The organism is Aneurinibacillus thermoaerophilus, assembly GCF_019603355.1.
GTDB classification, from domain to species: Bacteria; Bacillota; Bacilli; order Aneurinibacillales; family Aneurinibacillaceae; genus Aneurinibacillus; species Aneurinibacillus thermoaerophilus.
The window spans coordinates 344,474-365,014 of sequence record NZ_CP080764.1 but is presented as its reverse complement, the minus strand read 5'-3'; the positions used below and the strand labels follow the sequence as shown (position 1 = coordinate 365,014).

The 20,541-nt window shown below is 38.8% G+C and carries 25 protein-coding genes and 1 riboswitch; of the genes, 16 read left to right on the top strand and 9 right to left on the bottom strand.

The annotated features are described in order from the left end of the window. Positions 1–189: 189 nt before the first annotated feature. Positions 190–277: riboswitch (cyclic di-GMP riboswitch) on the bottom strand. A gap of 681 nt (positions 278–958) precedes the next feature. Beyond that, positions 959–1,246 carry a DUF3986 family protein gene (locus K3F53_RS02100; RefSeq protein WP_057900014.1) on the bottom strand — a complete coding sequence of 96 codons (288 nt, stop codon included), beginning with the start codon at positions 1,244–1,246 and terminating at the stop codon, positions 959–961. A gap of 810 nt (positions 1,247–2,056) precedes the next feature. Between K3F53_RS02100 and K3F53_RS02095 the strand changes: the two genes are divergently transcribed. From K3F53_RS02095 to K3F53_RS02050, 10 genes are all read left to right on the top strand, one after another. Beyond that, complete coding sequence (locus tag K3F53_RS02095) at positions 2,057–3,121, top strand: hypothetical protein (RefSeq protein ID WP_057900015.1); 1,065 nt, start codon at positions 2,057–2,059, stop codon at positions 3,119–3,121. A 16-nt stretch (positions 3,122–3,137) separates the two neighbouring features. Further along, the gene (locus K3F53_RS02090; protein WP_057900016.1) at positions 3,138–3,506 is read left to right on the top strand and encodes a DUF7674 family protein; all 369 of its coding nucleotides are present in this window, start codon (positions 3,138–3,140) and stop codon (positions 3,504–3,506) included. A gap of 316 nt (positions 3,507–3,822) precedes the next feature. Beyond that, positions 3,823–4,287 carry a hypothetical protein gene (locus K3F53_RS02085; protein ID WP_057900017.1) on the top strand — a complete coding sequence of 155 codons (465 nt, stop codon included), beginning with the start codon at positions 3,823–3,825 and terminating at the stop codon, positions 4,285–4,287. A 4-nt stretch (positions 4,288–4,291) separates the two neighbouring features. Then, positions 4,292–4,444 (top strand): hypothetical protein, encoded by a 153-nt coding sequence (locus K3F53_RS02080; protein WP_204244846.1) that lies wholly within the window; start codon positions 4,292–4,294, stop codon positions 4,442–4,444. Positions 4,445–4,567: 123 nt separating this feature from the next. Then, entirely contained in the window at positions 4,568–4,753 is a 186-nt protein-coding gene (locus K3F53_RS02075) for a hypothetical protein (RefSeq protein WP_057900018.1), read from the top strand. An 86-nt stretch (positions 4,754–4,839) separates the two neighbouring features. Further along, positions 4,840–5,337 carry an HGGxSTG domain-containing protein gene (locus K3F53_RS02070; RefSeq protein WP_057900019.1) on the top strand — a complete coding sequence of 166 codons (498 nt, stop codon included), beginning with the start codon at positions 4,840–4,842 and terminating at the stop codon, positions 5,335–5,337. Positions 5,338–5,522: 185 nt separating this feature from the next. After that, entirely contained in the window at positions 5,523–6,332 is an 810-nt protein-coding gene (locus K3F53_RS02065; protein ID WP_057900020.1) for a recombinase family protein, read from the top strand. Positions 6,333–6,361: 29 nt separating this feature from the next. Next, positions 6,362–6,532: an IDEAL domain-containing protein gene (locus K3F53_RS02060; RefSeq protein ID WP_082706119.1), complete on the top strand. Its 171-nt coding sequence runs from the start codon at positions 6,362–6,364 to the stop codon at positions 6,530–6,532. Between the two features lie 528 nt (positions 6,533–7,060). Further along, positions 7,061–8,206 (top strand): phage/plasmid replication protein, II/X family, encoded by a 1,146-nt coding sequence (locus K3F53_RS02055; RefSeq protein ID WP_057900021.1) that lies wholly within the window; start codon positions 7,061–7,063, stop codon positions 8,204–8,206. Between the two features lie 78 nt (positions 8,207–8,284). Beyond that, on the top strand, positions 8,285–8,584 hold the full coding sequence (locus K3F53_RS02050) for a hypothetical protein (RefSeq protein WP_057900022.1): 300 nt from the start codon (positions 8,285–8,287) through the stop codon (positions 8,582–8,584). A gap of 3 nt (positions 8,585–8,587) precedes the next feature. On the opposite strand, the gene K3F53_RS02045 is transcribed toward K3F53_RS02050, so the two are convergent. Continuing rightward, positions 8,588–8,770, bottom strand: a complete 183-nt coding sequence (locus tag K3F53_RS02045; protein WP_257721613.1) for a helix-turn-helix domain-containing protein — start codon at positions 8,768–8,770, stop codon at positions 8,588–8,590. A 395-nt stretch (positions 8,771–9,165) separates the two neighbouring features. Here K3F53_RS02045 and K3F53_RS02040 point away from each other — a divergent pair, with 395 nt between their 5' ends. The 4 genes from K3F53_RS02040 (at position 9,166) to K3F53_RS19595 (ending at position 12,270) form a co-directional block, all read left to right on the top strand. After that, positions 9,166–10,401 (top strand): IS110 family RNA-guided transposase, encoded by a 1,236-nt coding sequence (locus K3F53_RS02040; RefSeq protein ID WP_057900023.1) that lies wholly within the window; start codon positions 9,166–9,168, stop codon positions 10,399–10,401. Between the two features lie 261 nt (positions 10,402–10,662). Beyond that, positions 10,663–10,812 carry a hypothetical protein gene (locus K3F53_RS02035; protein ID WP_175493683.1) on the top strand — a complete coding sequence of 50 codons (150 nt, stop codon included), beginning with the start codon at positions 10,663–10,665 and terminating at the stop codon, positions 10,810–10,812. A 16-nt stretch (positions 10,813–10,828) separates the two neighbouring features. Further along, a complete protein-coding gene (locus K3F53_RS02030; RefSeq protein WP_057900024.1) occupies positions 10,829–11,209 on the top strand; it encodes a hypothetical protein in 381 nt (126 codons plus the stop codon). A gap of 854 nt (positions 11,210–12,063) precedes the next feature. Continuing rightward, positions 12,064–12,270, top strand: coding sequence for an SMI1/KNR4 family protein (locus K3F53_RS19595; RefSeq protein ID WP_057900026.1), 207 nt, complete (start codon positions 12,064–12,066; stop codon positions 12,268–12,270). Here the strand turns inward: K3F53_RS19595 and K3F53_RS02020 are convergent. The 4 genes from K3F53_RS02020 to K3F53_RS02005 form a co-directional block, all read right to left on the bottom strand. Then, positions 12,267–12,788, bottom strand: a complete 522-nt coding sequence (locus K3F53_RS02020) for an IS630 family transposase (RefSeq protein ID WP_057900027.1) — start codon at positions 12,786–12,788, stop codon at positions 12,267–12,269. The genes K3F53_RS19595 and K3F53_RS02020 overlap by 4 nt on opposite strands. After that, positions 12,788–13,318 carry a helix-turn-helix domain-containing protein gene (locus K3F53_RS02015; RefSeq protein WP_057900028.1) on the bottom strand — a complete coding sequence of 177 codons (531 nt, stop codon included), beginning with the start codon at positions 13,316–13,318 and terminating at the stop codon, positions 12,788–12,790. Before K3F53_RS02015 ends, K3F53_RS02020 begins: the two co-directional genes overlap by 1 nt. 1,533 nt (positions 13,319–14,851) lie before the next feature. Next, positions 14,852–15,037 (bottom strand): hypothetical protein, encoded by a 186-nt coding sequence (locus K3F53_RS02010; RefSeq protein WP_156424109.1) that lies wholly within the window; start codon positions 15,035–15,037, stop codon positions 14,852–14,854. A 373-nt stretch (positions 15,038–15,410) separates the two neighbouring features. Beyond that, positions 15,411–16,181 carry an iron-containing redox enzyme family protein gene (locus K3F53_RS02005; RefSeq protein ID WP_057900031.1) on the bottom strand — a complete coding sequence of 257 codons (771 nt, stop codon included), beginning with the start codon at positions 16,179–16,181 and terminating at the stop codon, positions 15,411–15,413. Between the two features lie 439 nt (positions 16,182–16,620). Between K3F53_RS02005 and K3F53_RS02000 the strand changes: the two genes are divergently transcribed. Next, a complete protein-coding gene (locus K3F53_RS02000) occupies positions 16,621–17,217 on the top strand; it encodes a CGNR zinc finger domain-containing protein (protein ID WP_057900032.1) in 597 nt (198 codons plus the stop codon). 162 nt (positions 17,218–17,379) lie between these two features. Beyond that, positions 17,380–17,943 (top strand): HPP family protein, encoded by a 564-nt coding sequence (locus K3F53_RS01995; RefSeq protein WP_057900033.1) that lies wholly within the window; start codon positions 17,380–17,382, stop codon positions 17,941–17,943. A 308-nt stretch (positions 17,944–18,251) separates the two neighbouring features. Here the strand turns inward: K3F53_RS01995 and K3F53_RS01990 are convergent, their stop codons facing one another. From K3F53_RS01990 to K3F53_RS01980, 3 genes are all read right to left on the bottom strand, one after another. Beyond that, complete coding sequence (locus K3F53_RS01990) at positions 18,252–18,476, bottom strand: alpha/beta-type small acid-soluble spore protein (RefSeq protein ID WP_057900034.1); 225 nt, start codon at positions 18,474–18,476, stop codon at positions 18,252–18,254. A 161-nt stretch (positions 18,477–18,637) separates the two neighbouring features. Then, positions 18,638–19,489, bottom strand: coding sequence for a hypothetical protein (locus tag K3F53_RS01985; protein WP_057900035.1), 852 nt, complete (start codon positions 19,487–19,489; stop codon positions 18,638–18,640). Positions 19,490–19,508: 19 nt separating this feature from the next. Further along, entirely contained in the window at positions 19,509–20,366 is an 858-nt protein-coding gene (locus K3F53_RS01980) for a hypothetical protein (RefSeq protein WP_057900036.1), read from the bottom strand. Positions 20,367–20,541: the final 175 nt, after the last annotated feature.

Here is a 20,541-nt window from a genome sequence, read left to right as displayed (position 1 = left end):
CTATGTACTGAATGCTAAATCTCACTCCCTTTCATTATGACTCTATATTGATAAACAAACTACATAAATACGATACGAAAGCTAGGCTTATCGCTACTTATGTAAAAAACAGAAAAGGCCATACCGCTCCCTAAGATTACCGAATGCGGAATAGCCTTTTTTTAAATTCATCAAACTTTTTAAAAAGATTTCGGTAACCCGGCTGTCATCATTCACATTGAACCTTAGACCCGTGGCTTTGCGTCCTTATCTTTCGATAAGTTTGCCTTTATCGTTAAATTAAGTTTTGCAGTTAATTAGCACTTATATCTCTTATATTATAGTCATAAAGTTCCATTACTTCAATACTGTAATAACATAAATTATATCTAATTATTCATATTGTTTTATTAATAAAATAAAATTTTAAAAAAAGGGGGGGCAAAACACTATTTTCTAAACGTTTGGTCAACTATAAAAAAAAGAAAGCCCTTGAAAAATCAAGGAGTTTGACGTTTGCTACTATCTGCATTCCAAGCAATACCCGTAAATTTCAAATTTAGAGAACAGATGAAATGCGGGTGAAACGTAGTTTATGAGCCTGCGAAAATCCTTGATTTTAAAGCTATTTAACATAACACGCAAGAAGTCCCCTTCCTTCACGCCTCCGGCGTAGGTGGGGGATGAATCGCGTGTTATGTTAAAAGTAAAAATGAAACAAATTTATTTTTAAAAATAAAAAGCAGTAGGCTGATCAGCTTACTGCTATAGTAACATGTAAAGGGGAATTCTAATTGTTCCTTCTTCTTTTAGAAACGTATCAGATGGAACCAAAAGTGTAAAATTATTCTCCAATAAAAAACCGATGATTCCTTAATGTAGGAAAAATCAATTTTTTAATTCCACAAATTGCATTGTCATATATTTCCTGTATTTTTCTGCCGGGACCCCTATTTACAAGGATACATATCTACAAAATTCAAATAATTTGGTTTTTTAACAGCCACTCTTTTAATTTTATACTCCCCTCTTCGTAGCTTATATCCTTTTGAATGATAGAAAAAGCATAGTAACCAAAAGGATCAATTTTAGGAGAATTAGTTAAACTTTTATTCACCAATATACTATTTTCTTCAAAATTTATATAAACATCCCAAATATCTGCATCTTTCTTTTTAAAAGCTATAACTTCTATGTCATAATTTTCATCTTGATATCCAATATGTAAATGGATATTATGGTCATATTGATCAGACAATATTACCACTCGCCTCTCCTAAAATATCACATGATGTTCCTTCATATCTGGTGCTACATGATAATGTAAAACATAAGGTCCCCCGGCCTTTATTGGATAATAATCTAGTCTAAATATTGGTTGACCGGTTTTTTTAACTCTTACCTGTATAATCCTCCCACCACCTCCTGGACCATCTATAGTATATTCATTAGCAGCATCTAAAGCTTTTTGAACATAGGGCTTAGCAACGTTCTATGCTTGTTCAGCCGCTTATTTACCTACTTTTTCTAATAATACTCTTAAAGCGTTTGCTACTACTGGAGCAACTGCGGCTCGAACCTCATTGTTATCTTTTTGTTTATCTTCTAATTCTCTCTCTAATTGCTGAAAAACTGGGTCCTCAACCAGAAATGTAAATTCTTCTTCAAATGACTTAATCTCCTTGTTAGTAACAGTTATAGACTCATCCTGATTTCATAGCCATAGCAGGCGAAACTGTTCCTAACAATAAACTAAAACATAAAACAAAACTCAATACTTTTGATGCTATTTTAAATCCCATACTTATACCACTTTCCATGGTTATATAGACTCTTAACTCGTCCCTAAAAATTCATGCTTTAAAAACTTAGATGGTGTTGCAAAACTTATAATCGCTGAATGGTAAAGGGTAAATATAATCAATTATGCATAATCCTATAATTTGTAAAAATAGGTCTATGAATTAGGTGGAAAATATTTTAAATTGTTAATATATGTATATATTGGGCGATGCATGCATTATATGTAACTTATTTCCTTTACGTCCGACTCAAAAAAAGAAAGAGTGAAGACGAAGTGTTTGGATCGTTAAAAAATATATATGATATGTATAGGCTCGGAAAAAGTGTTGTGAACTCAAAAAGTTTTCAAAAATCACTCAACAGAGCGGAAAAAGAATATCAAAAGAGAAGGAAAAAGCAGGAGGAAAAATTAAAAAGAACAAAGGCTGGAAGAAGGCAATTAAAAGAAATAAAAGCTTATGAAAAAGCTACAAAACAATTGTGGAAAGGGTTCACTCAGTCCTTTCAGACCTTAGGTAAGGTATGCACTTCCGCTAGAAAACTCGCAACCAACCTATTGCCCATTGAACAGATTTACAAATTAAAGAAGATCATGAAGGCTGAGGTGATAAAGAAACAAAATTCCGCTATTAAAAAGTTGCAGAAGCCAAAATCCATTCAAAAACCAAAATCAGTCTCCCCATCACCTCCACCAAAGCGTAGTATGATGGATGATCTGGTAGTTGGATTAAAGAAGTTTGGAAGAGAGTTCAAACCTGCTTTTTCTCACGGAGCCAAAGAGCTTGCTACGCTTTCAAATTATAAACCCTTAACCAGGGAATTAGTTGGAAAAGAGAATTTTGACGCATTAACAGACAATAAATGGACGATGGATGATGTGAAAGCCGCAGGCGGAGCATTAGAAAATTTGTTTTTAGGAAGACTTAAGGTTGTCAAAAACATCAATAAAACGGTTAAAATTACAAAAAGATTGGATAAAGCGAAACAGCCATTACAACCGCCGAAGCCGAAACAATCCACTGGGAATGCAACTAAGGGGACGGGAAAACTTTCAACACGCGATACCCTGTTAAACGCGGTTTCAAATCAAAAATTAAAAAATGCTATTGATCAAATGTATCGTCCAGGAGCAACCATTGGGGATGGTGGATTAGCGGATGCAATTCGACATGAACTCTCAACAGGTCAACTTGTAGGTGGAAAGTCTCATATTCAAAAAGGTATTGAGCGAGTTCGAAATCTAGAAAATATAATTAAGAAAGAGAATTTGAACCCTAACGACCTAGCAACAGCACAGAAGTTATTAGATGATCTCAAAGACGCTCTGCAAATAAAATAAATGGATGTGATAAATCTTGAACTATGATTGTTTAATCGACGAACTATTAAAGGCGGTTCCTGAGATAAAGCCTGATTATGAAAAAGAAATGGAGTGGTGGGGAGAAGAACAACCTGGTCCACATAATATTTTTGGAGATGTCTTAAATCCTTTTGTCAGATCTTTATTAAGTAAACAGGGAGAAGAAGAGCTGTTAGTCAAAATATTTGACTTCTTCGAAAGAATGGCTGCTTGTGAAGATATCATGGTTCAAGAGGTTTTAGGATGTACAGTGTTAGAATATATCGGTGACGATAAGACACTGTTGGAAAAAGCAAAGAAATATATGGGTAAACGGACTTTACAAATGAGCTATGAGATTGAACGAGGACTTGGTAGGTCCTAACTGGAGAAAGGGAGAATACTTTATTAGCCTTGGGGGCATTTTTACCCCGAGGCTTTTTTCATACGCAAACTCCATGCAAGTACAGGATGGCTAGAACGATAATGGAAAGGACAAAGTAATGGTTGATTTCGTGTAGAAGAAAATACATATTATCAGGTTTACTTCATTGAAGCAGGGTCGTACAATACAACCAACAAACCATACACTTACACACTTGACAAACACGCCTAATAAACTTAGAAGGCTTATTCCAACTTGCAATGTGAGGGGGAGTGAGCCTTTTTTCATTCTAAAAAACGAAAGGGGAAGAAAAACGATGGCAAAACGTGTACAAGCAGTAGAAGAAAAGGTTGGCTTAATTGCTCAGGCACAAGCAGAGTACGAGGCAATCGTAGAGGAAGTAAGGGGATTCTGCCAGAAAGCACAGGAACTGAGGAAACAGGCGGACGAGTTAAGACGCTCTGGCAGTATCGACCCGCAAGTAGCGAAGGAAGTAAAACAGCTACTCGAACAGGCTGAATTCTTTGACCAATTGGCCGACAAAAAGGACGGACACCCAAGGCTGGAAGCCATTCGCCGTCTGGAAGAATTACAACGTGAAGCCTCTGGATTAAGGGAGACTGTACAGCATAACAAAAGTGTGCTAGCCCGTCAGAAACAGGATTTGGACGAGGTAAAGGAAGAAGCGGCGGCGATGATTCGGCGGGCAGAGGAACGAATACGGGAAACGGAACAACTATTAGTTTTCCAAATGGCGAAACTGGAAGAATTGGAGGGATAGACGAATGGCACAATTAAGCAAAGAAGCTTTAGAAGCACGCCGTCAGTACGAAAGAGAGTACAGACGGAAATGGCGGCAAAAACCAGAAAATAAAGAGAAGCAAAGAGAGTACGAGCGGCGATATTGGGAACGCAAGGCAAGGCAGTATAAAGAATAACCCACACAGCCCCACGCTCTTGTAGCGCAAACCGTATCAACAATCAAGGCAAGGGCATTTTACCTGACAAGGAACGAAACCACGATACAAACCAAATACAACGGTCACAGGAGGAAAAAGCAGATGAATAAACAACAGTTGGAACAGCAATTATGGAATCAGCTACAAACGAATCACAGGCTTTTAGACAGAATGGAGATACTGGCAGATAAACTCGATCTATACAGAGCCTTCATACAAGCGAACGGATTAACAGAAGCGTTTATAGATTTTGAAAATAGGTGTAAGGATTTGGAGTTGAAGCACTGATTGAAAATAAGCAGATAAGCTGGGGGCGTGTAGTCCTCCCCCGATTGGGGAAACGAACCCCATGAAATGAGGTTAGGGGTGAAAGGATGGAGAAAAAACTGTGCGGGGCAAAGACAAGAAACAGCGAGCCTTGTAGAAAAGCCGCTTTGGCGAATGGACGCTGTAGGTTACATGGTGGAAAGTCCACTGGACCGAAAGACCGCTCAAAGTTAAAAGGGAATAAAAACGCATTGAAGCATGGTCAGTATGAAGCGATCTGGCTAGATACACTAACTGAGGAAGAACGGGAATTGTATGTCCTCGTATCAACTGACCCGACAGCGCAAGTGAGAAATCGGTTCAAGTTATCTGAAATCCGCATACGGCGCATGATGGAACGCATTAAGCAAGAGCAACAAAAGGAAAAGCCGAATCCTGCCGCCATACGTGCCATTGAGGAAGCAATCACGAGGGTTGAAATGAACATGGTAAACCTGATAAGGGAGAGCAGTAGGCTGTTAGAAATGCAAGGCAATAAAAGCGATGGATCATTAGACAAATTAGCTGAAATACTCGATCAGGCGAGAAAGAAATATTTCAACTAGCAGAGGGGCAAACAAGGCTACAGGGCTTTGTTCGCTCTTTTTTATTGCCGCTGTGGGGATAGGCAAAAATCAAAATGGTGCTGGCTTACCACGATCACGGTTGGCGACTGGCAGGAAGGATAAAAGGAATTGTGATTCGCATCACCCAGGTCGTATACTGTAACAAAAAATAGGAGGAACTGGAAATGGTTCAAGAGACAATCAAGAAGGTGGTCGGGTATGCCCGCATATCTTCAGATAGCCAGATTGGAAATACATCCATAGCGGAGCAGGTAAGGAAGATAGAAGCATACTGTATCAGCCAAGGCTGGGAACTGGCAAAGATGTTCATTGACGAAGGGGAAAGTGGAAGCACGAAAGAACGTGGCGGCTACCGAGATATGATGCAATACATAGAGCAAACGGAAAACGAGATCAGCGGTATCGTTGTCCTAAAGGCAGACCGCATCCATAGACGGCTGAAAAATCTGCTGGAACTGATAGAGGACGAACTGGAACCGAAGGGCATCGCCTTCATTAGCGTGTCGGAAAACTTTGATACTTCCACTCCGCAAGGGATGCTGTTCCTGCAAATGATCGGTTCTTTTGCAGAGTTTGAACGGAAGATTATCAACGAACGGACGAAAAGTGGACGGATTGCCACCGCTAGAGAGAATAAATACGCAGGTGGCGGTGTGCCATACGGCTATCAGGTAGTGAATGGGACGATCTTGTTGGACGAGCAACAAGCGCAGACGGTAAAGAGCATCTTTCAACTCTATGTGGAAGGGAATAACCCATACAAAATCGCTTGCAAGTTGAACCGAGCAGGCATAACAACGAAGAACGGTAAGCAATGGACAGTGGTGCAGGTGCAAAACATTTTGAACAATGAGACGTATACAGGTTTCAACACGTACAACGGACAAAAAGAACGGAACGGCATCCGGCAGAAAGACGTATTTCCCCGTATCATTAGCCGCCAGTTGTGGAACAAGGCAAGGCAGGTCAGCTAATCGTCGATAAACGATGGGAGGATGGAGAAATGAGCGAATTCAAAGAACAGATGATGATGTGTTCAGAGGATTACAACGAACTGATAGACATGGCATTAGCCATGAAGGACAAGGAATGGTTTGAAGAACTGGTCAAGCGACAAAAACGGCTTCGTGAACTAGAGGTCGAAATGCGCCGCCTGCTAGGAGTAATCGACTAGGATACGGAAAGAAAAACAGCAGACCAACGAGAACCGGGCGAGAAGAAGTTTTCTTGTAGGCGTACCATAAAGAACACCGAGCCGTAGGAAAATAAACGAGAGTGCACCTGCTCACAGGGTTATACGTTATGATTGACTCCAAGCAAAGCATATGTCATAATCTCGATACAGTATCCCATTGCGTTTCAGTCGATATCACTAACTTAACCAAACTTTGGAAACTTAGAAAGCACACACTTAAAGCACTTGAAAAACACTTTTATTAGTGATTTCAAGTGCTTTTTTGCTGTTTATTTTTCAAGACGGACCGGAGAGATAGATAATTTATTTCTCAGAATTTAACTTTTGCTTTGGGTTTATTATATGTCTCTATGAAAGTTTTCATGGACAGGACACGGAACATGATGAACACGTTTGTCCAATAGTATATCACGCAACAAAACTACGCTTAACCGTTAAAAACAATACAAAACAGCCGTTTGGCGCGGGCGCTTACAAGAACAACATTCGGGAAAGGAAGTAAAGAAAATGGCGATTGACACAGTTACCCTACGTTCACCATTCATTAGTGAAGAATTGGCGAAGAAGATTGAACAGCAGAGCATATTGCGGCAAAAAGTAGACCAACAAACAGGGGAAGTTTTGCACTCCTTTACGACCAAAAGTCTGGAAGGGTCATTTGATGCGCGAATTTCTGTGAAAGTGGAAAGGTCAAAGCGTGGATTTGGGGGTAGGAACATCAAGTGTGAACCGTATGTGACGCTAGAATGTAGCGTACATAAACAGCTCATGGGTCATAACGTGTATGGCGGCCCCGAGCATTTTCAGACGACGATGGTATGGTTGGTAGAGAAGGTAGGAGAATGGTTAGGTGTACCATTACCTTCTGCCTTGTTGTGGGAAGTGCTGCGGGTAGATTGGGCAGAAGTGTTTGTATTGCCATCGGAACAGGCAGTGAAAGCGTGGATCGGCGGGCTTCAACTGGGCGAAAAATGTGCAAGAAAGGACGTACAGACGTATGGGAAGCAAGGTGTGTTTCTCAAAGGGGAATCGACCTGTGTGAAATATTATCACAAAGGTTCAGAGTTTTGTAAGCACGACAGGCAACGGGTGATAAAGGTGTTCGGGGAAGCAGAGGCAGAACGATTGCAGAAGCTGGCTGACCAAATTTTGCGGGCGGAGGTGGAGATACGCACCAAAAAGCTGCGGGACGACTATGGGCATCAGCCCTTGGTTTCAGAAGTGACAGATGAGTATCTAAAAGGCGTATATGACAAAGAAATGGCGAAAGTAGTAAGACGAGGAAGGAACGGCATGAGCCTGGTGTGTACCATACATGCTGTTCAGCAACGATTGGCGGAACTGTATGGGGAGAGACGAGCAGGTCGCTTGTTTAGCACATGGCACATGATGGCGACGTTGGGCGAAGAATTTGTCAAGAAAACCTACAAGCCTACCACCTTCTATGAACATCTACGAGATTTACGGAAAGCAGGATGCTCATGGCGAGGTACAGATATTCTACTGGGGAAAACACAGGGAATGATACCGGATGGATTTGCACCGGTCAGAGAAGACGAACGAAGATGGACGGAAGAAGCGGACATAGTGAAGGAACAGCTACGCCTCTATTTCCTCATTTCAGAAGCGAATCCAAAGAAAACCACCTGCTGACTATTTGAAGGGGCAGCAAGCGGTTATGCAGAGGCGATCATTTACAGGGTATGAAACAAATACGAGGAGGACAAACCCATGAGAAGAACCAATTACGCGAAAAAGGCGATGCAAGCACAGGAGAGAATCGCAGTGTGCGAAGACATGATTCGGTATATTCGCTCGAAACGGATGTACTTTTTAGCAAAACATATGACAATGGGACAATTCGTGTTTCTGCTAACACATTTAGACCGAGAAAAGGCTAGGAATAAGCGGAAATTGAACAAAGCCGCTGAAAACATGGGAGGTATGGATAAAATACCTCCCTGGATAAAGCAGAAAAGCTTGTTTGCATACCTTCCAACTTATCAGATTGAACCCTCTGAACCGCAATGAGGGTTAATCGGCAGGTTCAATAACAAACAGATCACTGACAGATACGTCTAGCGTCTCGCAAAGGGTAGCAATCGTGCTGAGATAGATACGCTGAACGGGACGATTGCATAGATCACTTACGGTACTGGGACGCAAGCCTGCTTGATTGGCAAGTTGCTGACGAGTTATCTGTTTTTCTTGCAAAATGTCACCTAGACGCAGCCGGACAATAGACGGGTATTCTCCTTTCTGCCAAGTAGTAACGGTTACTACTAGTTTACGATCTTTCCACCTAGGAAAACGACTAAAAAAATCGGGGTTGTGCAGATTTTGGAAGAAATCGTATACTACGCATCAACGTATAACCGTTACTTTGCCCAAGCGCTATTATCCAGCAAAATGAAGCAAGTGGAGAAAAAACAAAAATAATTTTGCTCGGCGCTTAAAAAACAACAGGATATTGATATATGTCAGACGTTGAACGACGAGAAAATGGACTGGCTGGCGTCCCGTTGCGGGTCACCTGTTGACTAACGCTTGAGCTGAGGTTGCCGACATTTTTTACATTTCAACGCATTTCATAGACAGGGGTGATGCCTTGCATGCACTACAAACAGAAGCATATTTACATCGGGGTTGACCTGCACAAGAAGACCCATACGGCTGTGGTGATCAATTGCTGGAACGAGAAGCTGGGGGAAATTACGTTTGAGAACAAGCCCGCCGCTTTTGATGAACTGACCACGTATGTCAAGCAGTTCAAGAAGCGAGGCATGACCCCTGTGTATGGGTTGGAAGATGTAGGCGGGTACGGCAGGGCATTAGCGGTGTACCTGCTGGAAAACAAACAGAAGGTGAAGGAAGTAAACTCCGCTCTTTCCTACGCCGAGCGCAAAAGTTACCCGACCACACAGAAAAGCGATAGCTGGGATGCGGAGTGTGTAGCAAAAATCCTGCTAAACAAGCTGGACATGTTACCCGACGCAAACCCGCAAGACGTATACTGGACGATTGGTCAACTGGTGACGAGAAGGAATGGCTTGGTGAAGGCATTGATCTCCCTTAAAAACCAATTGCACACCCAACTCAGTTACCATTACCCCAGTTACAAGAAGTTTTTTAGCGATATAGACGGAAAATGTGCGCTGGCGTTTTGGGAGAAGTACCCCGCCCCGCATTTGCTGGAAGGTGTATCGGCAGAAACATTGTCGGCATTTTTGCGGAAGTCGAGCAATAACGCCTGCTCTACAAGGAAGGCGGAGGAAATATTGGCATTGGTTCAGGCAGATGGCGATACAACAAGAAAGTACCAAGAACAGCGCAACTTTCTTATCCAGAGCCACGTAAGAGATATACAGTTCAAAAAGAAGGAAATTGCGTATGTGGAGGAAGAACTAGGTAGAATGATGAAGGTACTAGATTTCCAACTGGAAACCATGCCAGGAATTGATTTGGTAACGGCATCTTCTCTAGTTGCAGAAATAGGCGACATTAACCGCTTTGCCAGCGCAGACAAACTGGCACGTTTTGCAGGAATCGCACCTGTTAATTTCAGTTCTGGCGGTAAGGGTACGAACCAAAAAAGCAGACAGGGCAATAGGGTATTGCATGGCTTGTTTTACAACCTAGCTGTCCAGCAAGTACAAGTTTCAAAAGGGAGCAAAAAGCCGCGCAATCCGCTCTTTTACGAATACTTCAACCGGAAGAAGGAAGAAGGCAAAACGCCAACCCAAGCATTGGTATGTGTGATGCGGCGGTTAGTCAATATCATCTATGGCATGATGAAGAACAAAACAGCGTTCCGTCTTCCTGAAAAAGCAGAAAAACAAGCAAGCTGACTGGTGGTATTGCTGGTACATCTAGCAGCCACCGTTACTTTTCAATAGTCTAGCTTTACAACATAGGGGACGGGTAAAGTTCCATCTCAGTTTGCCGACCGTGCTAAACTTGAGGCACATTATAAAAAACACGGAAATGAATTTGGTGGAACATATAAGAATGCAGATGAGTATTTAAAAGGTGCACAGGACGTAATCAAAAACGGAATTAAGGTACAATATGAATATAAAGGAGAAACTAGAACAGGATACGTGAAATTTATGGGTAACAACAGAGATGGTAAAGCTAAATTTGAGTTTGTAGGTACGAACAATAATGGTGAAATTACCACTTATCATACTCAAAGCGGCAAGAAGTTTTGGAAAACTATAAACGGCAAAAACATTCCGGTAATCAATCCTGTTGAGTAAGAAGAGGGGGCTAGAGATGGAGTATTTGGCATTAGTTAAAAGATTAGACCCGCATATAGAAGAAGAAGTCACCTTAGAGGTGGAAGGAATTGAATTTACAGGTTTCACTTCTGTATGTCCGTATGAAATTGAAGTAGGAAAAAGTTATCCTGTCTCAATCGGTTTTACAATTTTAGATGAGTTAGAGATTAGAGTAATATACGATGAGAAGAAAGAATTGGAGCGTATTGGCTCGGGTTACAAATACTATATTCGAGGTATTTTAAATAGGGACTCAATAGACGCAGGAATAACGATCCTAGATGAAGATGAGTATTTTGCTGATTATCTAGGTTTAATTGGAAAGTATGTGGAGTTGCAAGTTGACCGAATTAGTGTAGAGTTTTTAAAAAGATAGTACATTTTAAGCGAAGCTATAGTTGAGCACAATTGCCTACTATAGCTTTTCTTATTGGTGGGGGCTACCCAGTGCCGAATAGAGCCTTTATTTGACGTAAGCGGCCTAATTAGCTTTAAGGTGACTTTGAATAGTTTTAAAACGTTCGACATTTAAAAGACGGGGAAAGTACATCCTACACTGGAGTCTATTGTACTATGCTTTAATTTAAAACTCTTTGAACTACCTTATAATTTTAAAGCCCCTATCGGCGAAAATCGGGCGTTAAACTTCCAGAAACCGTTGTAGGGGATATTTCGTTTAACTAGTTTTAGATTCGTATGGTTTGAGGAGGGAATGTAAATTTACCCCGTTTAAATCGCCCATAACCATTTTAGAACCGAGGTAAAAATAATATGTGGTAATATCTGCAACAGTCCGTGTTATTTTAATTCCTACATACCGACTTCTCTCGGATACGAAAAAGTACGAATGCCCCCCTACCCTACCACCCCATTCCCCCGCTAAGAGGACGAAAGCGGTAGTTTCCCTCTCTCCACCTATCGTTCAGAAGCTAAAAATAAGAAAAACTATGGAAATGAGCGTTAGGAAGCGTCTGGAAAAGATAGCTTCAGTAACATCCCGTATCCCCTACATAAAAATTTCCTTTGTGTGTAAAGGAAAAGGAGAGAAGGAATCATGAATAGCCTAGAGATGATCTTTAAAGACGAATCTGTCAAACTCGTAGCTTTTGTGGACGAAATCCAGATTTCCCGTACCCAAGCGATAATTTCAGGTCAAAGTACTGGAGATGGAGAGCCAAACAACTCGAAGGGAAAGAATAAGATAATTTGTATTTTCAGGAGGGGTAAAAATTGGAACGTGACGAATTGATTGCTTTTATTCAAGAACACTCTGACGATACGGATTTTACTGGTGGAATCCCCGATGAGGACATCGAAAAAATCGAAAGTGAACTAAAGGTTGAGTTTCCGCAAAGCTATAAATGGTTTCTGAAAAACTATGGTGCGGGTGGACTGTTTGGTGTAGATATACTATATACATTCCAATTGACAGTTTAATAGCCAATACGACGTAGTACTTGTTCTGGACAAGATTGTGTAAAGTCTAAAAATCGCTGAACCGCCTGTTCAATCTCCGATTGATTTTTGTGAAACACGTTTGAAATGACACTATCTTTAAGCCAGCGCCAAAGCTTTTCAATTGGATTTAGATTGGGTGAATACGGCGGCAAAAACAATAAGTAGAGTCTCTGATGATGCTCTTTTAGAAAAGGACGAAGGAGTTTGGCATGATGAATACGGGCATTATCGATGATCATAATGACCTTCTTGTTGGCATAGCGCTTCATCACTTTCTTCAAGAATTCCAGAAAAGAAGCGGCATTACAGGAATCTGCCGTTGTACAGAATATGTCGCCGGTTTGCGTATCTACGGTTCCGAATAAAGTCACCTGAGCGTGATGACCGTATGTTGGAATCTGCTTCTGTTCTCCTTTCGGAGACCATGTAGCCCGAAGGGCTTGATACGAGTGAACATGGGTCTCGTCTTGTGCAAGCAGTACCGTATTTTCGTCCATTACGTTTTTTTTATCATCTCTACCTGGTGTACAAACGCCTGCTGTTTCTCTTTGTTTGCTTTTGCCAATACATACGTTGTACGCTTCCAACGCAATCCTAAGCGATGAAGCATATCCGCGATACCTGAACGTGACATCGTAACAGAAAACCGTTCTTCGATCCATTTTTGAAGCAGGCGGGTATCCCACGATTGAGACGGTTCAATCCCTTCCTGTTCCGGTGTGCTTTCCAATATCACTTTTTTCACCTCCATTTGTTCTTCTGGTGAAAGATACGGTTGTTTTCCCGGAGGGAAATTACGCTGAAGAAGTTCAGCTATCCCACCTCGATTAAACATCTTGACATACGTAGAGACAGACTGGCGACAAATGCCCAGTACTTCTGCAGCTTTTACCGTAGAAAAACCTTCAAGAATCAGCCGAACAGCCGTCACACGCTGCCGAAAAAAAGCATCAGAAATCGCACGCTCTTCCTTTCGTAACGCTTCACTCGTAAATCCGTGAGTGTTTGTAATCAGTGATTTTTTCATAACATAATCCGCTCCTTATCATTGTGATGATAGGAGCCAGTATTGCCAAATAACCGTTTGTTAAACCCTTAATCGGTAGCTATATAACATCACCTGTCCTTCCGTTCTTTTGTTCTTTTACATTTTTATGGAGTAGGGTAGGTATCTATGATTACTTGTTTATTTTATCCTTCGCTGATTTTCTTGCTTCTTTTTCTGCTTGTGCAGCTTCCATCGTTTGGTTATCCATTCAAAATCTTTTTGTTGATAAAGAGAACGTTTGTTTTGAATAGAGTCACGCACTTCTTTCCAATGCCGTCCATACCGTTCCGCACACCGTTGCCATACTTCACTTCTATCCTTAACTTCCGGGGGAGGGGGAACCATATCGGCAATAAAGGCCGAGCATGTTTTTCCGGCCAGTAGTCGTATCGCATTAATGGCTTGTCATTTTTCCTGGAGGTGTATGGAATCCCTTTGTATTGTCATACGGGAAAAAAGGGGGGGAGCTAACCAGGAAAACTCACTAGTCTAGTTCGCCTTATAACCGGTGATATGTCTAGGGTATTCGTTGTCGTAATTATCTGATCTGCTGAATGGCACACGAAAAACCACTTTACCCGGTATTTGTTCCGTCCAATCTCCTTTCAACGGTACGGAAAACCTTATGGTTTGTTGTAGACCGAGCACTGATTTCCCGGCTGTATTCCGCCTTGGTTCCCGGCAGAAGAGATTTGCTAAGAGAAAGCATCCGAATTTGTCATGTGATTGGATACCATCTTTCCCGGAAAGAAGCTCTTCCCGGTACCCTAATGAACCCGATGAAAACGGGGAAGTAGGTGGGAATGCTATTAACAAACGAGTAGAGTATCTAGATGTTCGCTGTATCGATGATAATGGCAGTAACCATGACCATTAATATTGTGTTTGCCTACATGGTTCCGTTGGAGTATTTAATGTTATTTATCATGATATATCATATCATCTATACCCAAAAATAAAGCCCTTCTACCGTTTTGATAGGAGGGCATAGTTATTCTAGGTGAGCTGTATGCGCTTCGGCTTGCTGTCGCTTCGCGCTACACGCTATACAGCGTATGACACACTATTTGAAAATATGTCTGTTTAATGTTACAAAATGTAAATGCTTTTGAATTTAAATGTGAAAAGGTTTAAAAATTGAGGTTTCAAATAGTGCATCAATGGAGCATGTTTTAATTTATCGAATAATAGTCGCGATTATATATCTGAGTGCATACCACAATTGTTACTAACTATATATTCGAGTACATATCTTGGTTATTATTTTACTTTCAAACTCCTGATGCACCCTGATATGCACTTAATACCAAATAATATGCTCAAAAATATCAATCAAAATATACATTGCTAAATTTGACAAAACACTTGATATTGCTGAAGAAATCAAAGTGCGATCGAAAAAATAAGAAAAGAAAGGTTATACAGTTCAAAAAAATAGGGGCGCAAAGCCAAGTAAAGGGGGTACAGGCACGCTTGTTTTTGTAATAAAAAATCCCGGCCTAATGTGCCGGGTTATTTATTTTTATTCGGAGTCCAGGTTAAAGTGTAATCGGGCTCAGATGGTTTAATAACAATTCGACCACCTTCTATTTCGATATCAATTAAGCCGCTATAAATGTTTTTTGTCAGCTCAGGAGGAATAGCGAGTTCTCCATTTTGATTAACCTGGGTGATATAGAATTTCTTTGATTTATCCATTTTATCACCTTCCTTTTTGTTCCATGTTATAACAAAAGGAATATAAAGGAAAATGTTTTTGTACATTAATGCGCATCCGATAATGTCGGTTATGAAAACAAAAAGCGAGGGAACTTGAATGTCCCCCGCTTTTTGTTTTGGGATTACCTTGAAAGAGAAATTTTCATAGGTTTAACGTAAAATAATTCGAACTTAGCTAATTTGTTACAGAAAATGCATCTATGTTCCAGGTACTGTTGTGTTATTTCTTCTACATGAGGTACATTTAATAAATTTAATCCATCTTTCATGTGTTCTTGGCAAACTGTTATCATTTTTTTCCTCCAATAAAAGAGTGCATAGCAGACATGCACTCTTTTTATTGTCGATCCTCTTAATTGTTAATACCAGTTGCTTGTTTGTTTAACAGATTACCCTCCAAATCAAATTCAGGCATTCTATTTATACCAATCCAAGAATTTAACATGAATGCCCACAAAGAAATACCTTCTAATGCTTTGTTTATAATAACTTCACGGCGGAATGAGTCATTTGCAGCTTCTAAATAATCTAATCCAAGGATGGAATGATGCTGATCTGCTTCGACATGAACAGTAAAGTATGGATCATTGACGTCTAATTCATCTAACTTTTCAGACATTTTGATGAAAAAGTGATTAGAACAACGTTCAATTCCAGAGTTTAAGCATGCTAACCACTTGGAACGATCTTGTTCAATAGCCATTTGGTAGACCAAGTTGACGCAAGCGTTAGTTGCAATTGTTGGAATAAATTTCTCGATTTCTTTTCGGTCTTGTAAGATACCGTGTTTCAACATCCATTGCATTAGCATTTCATGATGATCAGCTTCGCCATAAATGTGCATGGCATAGAAAGGCATCATGTGATTTTCCTTGAGAGAAGTTAACCCTAACATGATACCCATTACTTTTGGAAAAGTAGCAGAATGATACCAAAGTTGAGTAACAACAGGCTTTAACTCTTGAACAGATCTTACTGTTTGCAACCACTCGAAAAATGGTTCTTCAAGAACTCTTTCAGAAGCGCGTATAATCGGATCTGCAACCCATGAATGTTGTTGACGCACTCTTTCTAGTTCTTCTTGAGTAACGGTCTGATACTTTTGCTCTGTTAATTGGGACATTAATAAACACTCCTTTTTGGGTATTTTTGCTACGTAAATAATAATAAAGTATTATATGGTATAATTCAACATTTTTTACTTAAATTTACAAAAAATTACCAACCAAGAACAACATAATATTGAGAAATAAATGTCGGTCCTGTTTGGTAATTTGTGGGTATTACTTCTTAATTTGCGTTTTATTTTTAGATTTAAATATTAACCTATATTTTTATAAAAAACGGTTAGTTCTTAATTATCTTAATATTTAATTACTAACCTGTCAAGTTATAAAAAACAGTTAGTTTAAATTATACTTCTTGGGCATAAGGTAACCATTAAATTATTATTTATATTGTTTCTTTTTTATTAACTTTAAGTTAATAAAAAATCATATATAATAAGGTTAGGTTAGTTTTTTATATATGTTAGTGTTTTGTGAGAAGAAAAGAGGTACATCATGGCAGAGACAAAAAAATTTCCACTTATATCCGGACACCTTTCTCTTGATTTAGTAAACACTGAAGTTATAAGACGTGGGCAGCGTTATGACTTATTGATATCCGAAAAAGATTTAGCTGATTGGATAAAGATAATGAAAGAAACAAATTCCATAATTGATGATGAGCTTATATCTAAATCAGAAGATAGACTGGATAAGATATTACATTCACTTCGTGAATTACGTTCCTTTTTAAGAAGTGATTTTGAACGGATCGCAGATGGATATCAAATTTCAGATGAATGGGTATCTTCTTTGGAAAGAATGATTAGAAAAGCACCGTTTTCGTATAAATTGACCCCGAATAAACTTCTTCCATCTCCAATAGGACAACCTGAGGATGCGTTCGTTTCACTTATTGCATATGATGTATTAAACTTACTTGATAGGAAGAGATTACATTACCTTAAACGGTGTACAAATCCTGATTGCGTATTATTGTTTATAGATGAAAGTGGAAGACGAAAATGGTGTGCCATGGAAATATGCGGTAACAGAAAGAAAGTTGCACGCCATCAACAGCGAAAAAGAAAAGAAAACTCTAAAGAAAAATGATAAAAAGAGTGGTTATACTCAAAAAGCTTAAATCCATTGGGTTTAAGTTTTTTTATTATGTTAATTATCTAATTATTCTTTAAACTAACCATAAAATTATCTTTTGACCAGTTATTAAAGATGGGTTATTATGGAATCAAAATGATAAGGAGGTTGAATTAAATGATATCTAAAAATCAAACCGTTATTGACCAAGAGAAAGTGGTAGGTATATCCCGTCGCATTTATTTTTCTAAAATGAAAGGCAAAGGAAAAAGCACTCTAAGCGTAAATGTTAAAGATGCTATGACAGGACTTATTGGAGGATTCATAACTATCTTTGTCCTTGCTTACCTGACACAAGTCACATCTACATCTTGGTTAATGGCTCCTTTTGGAGCAAGTTGTGTATTAGCATTTGGTGTTTGGAATGCTCCTCTATCTCAACCGAGAAATATAATTGGTGGACATTTTATTTCTACATTAGTGGGATTGATTGTCTACCACTTTTTAGGCAATGATACCTGGACGTTGGCTTTAGGAGTGGGAGTAGCTATAGCATGCATGATGATTACGAAAACGACGCATCCACCTGCTGGGGCAGATCCGATAGTGGTTATATTAGGGGCGTACACATGGAATTACTTAATTACTCCTGTATTAATTGGCTCCATAGCTATTGTTTTAATAGCTTTATTGGTAAATAACTTACGTAGTAATCGTGAGTACCCTACTTTTTGGTTATAATTAGATATTTAAGTATTGAATAGAAATTACGGTTAAAGAAACATCACTTATGATAAATAAATAACCATTAAAAACGCCGTTTTGGTTCAAATTTGGCCAAAATCGGCGTTTTTAGCTTTTGGGAAATAACGAAATAACACGTTGTTTTTTGAACGTATAGTCTTCATTTTTCTTAGAATTGCTCTTCTTTACTACCTAGTTTAGTACATAAAATTAAAAACCTCCCGGATTTCCGAGAGGTTTCTGACTGTTCCCTGCCTTATATGGTATGCACGAATAAGGGGATAGGACTTGTTTTTGTGAGGGAATTATTGAATGTTGCCAGCACGACCAGAAAGTTGTTGTTCTGCCATTTGTACAAGGCGCTTGGTGATCTCGCCACCTACAGAACCATTCTGACGTGATGTTGTGTCTGGTCCTAATACAACACCAAATTCAGAAGCGATTTCATATTTCATTTGATCCAGGGCTGCGCGTGCTTGTGGTGCAACCAATTCATTTGTATTTCTGCTTTGTTGTCTTTGTTGTGGCATAACATTCATTCCTCCTATGTGGATGATGTTGGTACTTGATACTCTTACAGTTCCGCATAGGAAGTAATTTATACATAGGATAGGTTGGTAATTTTATGAAATGAAAAAGCCTCCCGCTTGTCAGAGAGGCTTTTATTTATAGTGCTATAAGCTTTAAGAATTTACTCTTGATTGTTATTTTTATCACTAAAAAACTCTTTGTGTATCTTCTCTACAGTTCCTACATTAATTCCATTTTTTATTCGTTGGAAATAGTAACCTACCATCGCCTGAAAAGATATCCAGAAAAAAATTATACTTAACAAAGTTGCTAATCCGGCTGCGACATTTTGGTATGGCCAAGATAAAATTATCCCATAAGCTTTGATAATTGAATTTTTTATAATGGGTGAAATTGCAGCTGTAGGAGTATAGTGATAAAAAGATATGCCGATAGCTAGTATAGATAACAATATTGATGTAAAAGAAGAAGAGATGATGAATTTATCATTTTTAAAATGAATATAAAATCTCCCTTCACTGAAATATTTCACATCATGTTCACGACCTAAATAAAAGAACGTTATAAAAACAAGAAAGACACCTATAAGGATAGCCGATGCGCTAATAAGAGCTGCGTTAAGCTCCTTAATAAAATCTTTATTATCTTGAATTAACATGAATGGCCCTATAAGAAACAGGATTAATAAAAGGGCGATCCAGTGGATTTTTATTTCTTCGAGTATAAAACTAAAGAAAGTAATAGGTTGTTTTGCCCCTTTTACTGTTAAATCAAGTTTCGGAAAGTTTTCCTTTTCTAAGAATTTTCGCGACTTGATTACAAAACCCACATTAGAAGCTTTAGCGAAATAAAGAGTTACTTCTTTATCACTAAAAATCGCTAAAGCTTTATTATCGCCCAATATACTTATAATGGTGTCAATATTTTTATCAAATTCTTTGTATGTCATGGGGATAACTTTTTTCTTTTTGTTTCTTAAATAAAATTGAAGTTGTCTTTCAATATCGGACACACTATACACCCTCTTAGTTTTACTTTCTACGGAATCTCCTTAGTGCATCTCTCGAACTTTTGATTTTATTAAAAGCCTTTTGTAGAACTGTAACAGTTTCCTCGTCTTTTTTAACATCGACATCCAACGAACCTACAGATTTATGAGAAACGGTTATAACTTTTTCTTCTTCTTCATCATAATACCGAACAGCTTTTACATCTCCGCCTGCAGCTAGGACTAATTTTTGAAAAACAGACTTAGATAGACCATCTTCATTTTCCGATCGAAGAACTATTTCATCGACATAATTAGAATCATAAGTATTCCAACTTTCCGCCAGAACCTTATCCCAATCCTCTCTGGGATTATGTAATGGTGTTCCGACAACTACTTTTTTTCCTCTTAGATTAGTTACATCTAATTGTTGGATTTTTTCTTTTTTAATAATTTCTTTAAAAAAATCATTATTAAATCCAACTGAAGTTTTAATCATATTAAAGGAACTGCCGAAATGTTTTAAGAAAACATCATGGTGTATAATTTCTATTATTCTTTGTTCCGTCTTTGAATGGTTTAGATTTTTAGGAGAATAACGTCTCCTTTGTAGTAATAATTTTGATGTTGCGATATCAATAAAAAAATAAGTTTTTTCCCAAGGGTTGCTTTTTATGGGCTTTTCCACCTTATTTTCCACTGTTTTTAAATCACCGAAATATTCTTGGCTTATAGTCCCGCCAATAATATTATCTTCATAATCAATGTTATTCAAACAATATTTTAATCCTTTATCGTCAGTAAATGTTCTTGAATCTTTTATGTGTTGCAGTAATTTTTCTTTATTGGTAGCAAGAAATTCACTTGTAGGACCTATAAGGTCATATACTTCAAATTTCATAATTACATCCCCCTAATAAATGATAAAAGTAATAATTGATTCTATATTATCATTAAAATAGGGATTATTGTAACTTGCTATTTTTTTGTGAACCCCGATTTTTATGTCAGGGTTGTGGTTGAAAAACCATGGAAGTTTTATGCGTAAATACTTTTCAGTGATTGAGAAAAATCAT

Coding starts and splice junctions, on each gene's coding strand:
- K3F53_RS02085 (WP_057900017.1), top strand. CDS start 3,823: ATGGCAAAACGTGTACAAGCAGTAGAAGAAAAGGTTGGCTTAATTGCT.
- K3F53_RS02080 (WP_204244846.1), top strand. CDS start 4,292: ATGGCACAATTAAGCAAAGAAGCTTTAGAAGCACGCCGTCAGTACGAA.
- K3F53_RS02075 (WP_057900018.1), top strand. CDS start 4,568: ATGAATAAACAACAGTTGGAACAGCAATTATGGAATCAGCTACAAACG.
- K3F53_RS02070 (WP_057900019.1), top strand. CDS start 4,840: ATGGAGAAAAAACTGTGCGGGGCAAAGACAAGAAACAGCGAGCCTTGT.
- K3F53_RS02065 (WP_057900020.1), top strand. CDS start 5,523: ATGGTTCAAGAGACAATCAAGAAGGTGGTCGGGTATGCCCGCATATCT.
- K3F53_RS02060 (WP_082706119.1), top strand. CDS start 6,362: ATGAGCGAATTCAAAGAACAGATGATGATGTGTTCAGAGGATTACAAC.
- K3F53_RS02055 (WP_057900021.1), top strand. CDS start 7,061: ATGGCGATTGACACAGTTACCCTACGTTCACCATTCATTAGTGAAGAA.
- K3F53_RS02050 (WP_057900022.1), top strand. CDS start 8,285: ATGAGAAGAACCAATTACGCGAAAAAGGCGATGCAAGCACAGGAGAGA.
- K3F53_RS02040 (WP_057900023.1), top strand. CDS start 9,166: ATGCACTACAAACAGAAGCATATTTACATCGGGGTTGACCTGCACAAG.
- K3F53_RS02035 (WP_175493683.1), top strand. CDS start 10,663: ATGGGTAACAACAGAGATGGTAAAGCTAAATTTGAGTTTGTAGGTACG.
- K3F53_RS02030 (WP_057900024.1), top strand. CDS start 10,829: ATGGAGTATTTGGCATTAGTTAAAAGATTAGACCCGCATATAGAAGAA.
- K3F53_RS02020 (WP_057900027.1), bottom strand. CDS start 12,788: ATGGACGAAAATACGGTACTGCTTGCACAAGACGAGACCCATGTTCAC.
- K3F53_RS02015 (WP_057900028.1), bottom strand. CDS start 13,318: ATGAAAAAATCACTGATTACAAACACTCACGGATTTACGAGTGAAGCG.
- K3F53_RS02010 (WP_156424109.1), bottom strand. CDS start 15,037: ATGGATAAATCAAAGAAATTCTATATCACCCAGGTTAATCAAAATGGA.
- K3F53_RS02005 (WP_057900031.1), bottom strand. CDS start 16,181: ATGTCCCAATTAACAGAGCAAAAGTATCAGACCGTTACTCAAGAAGAA.
- K3F53_RS02000 (WP_057900032.1), top strand. CDS start 16,621: ATGGCAGAGACAAAAAAATTTCCACTTATATCCGGACACCTTTCTCTT.
- K3F53_RS01995 (WP_057900033.1), top strand. CDS start 17,380: ATGATATCTAAAAATCAAACCGTTATTGACCAAGAGAAAGTGGTAGGT.
- K3F53_RS01990 (WP_057900034.1), bottom strand. CDS start 18,476: ATGCCACAACAAAGACAACAAAGCAGAAATACAAATGAATTGGTTGCA.
- K3F53_RS01980 (WP_057900036.1), bottom strand. CDS start 20,366: ATGAAATTTGAAGTATATGACCTTATAGGTCCTACAAGTGAATTTCTT.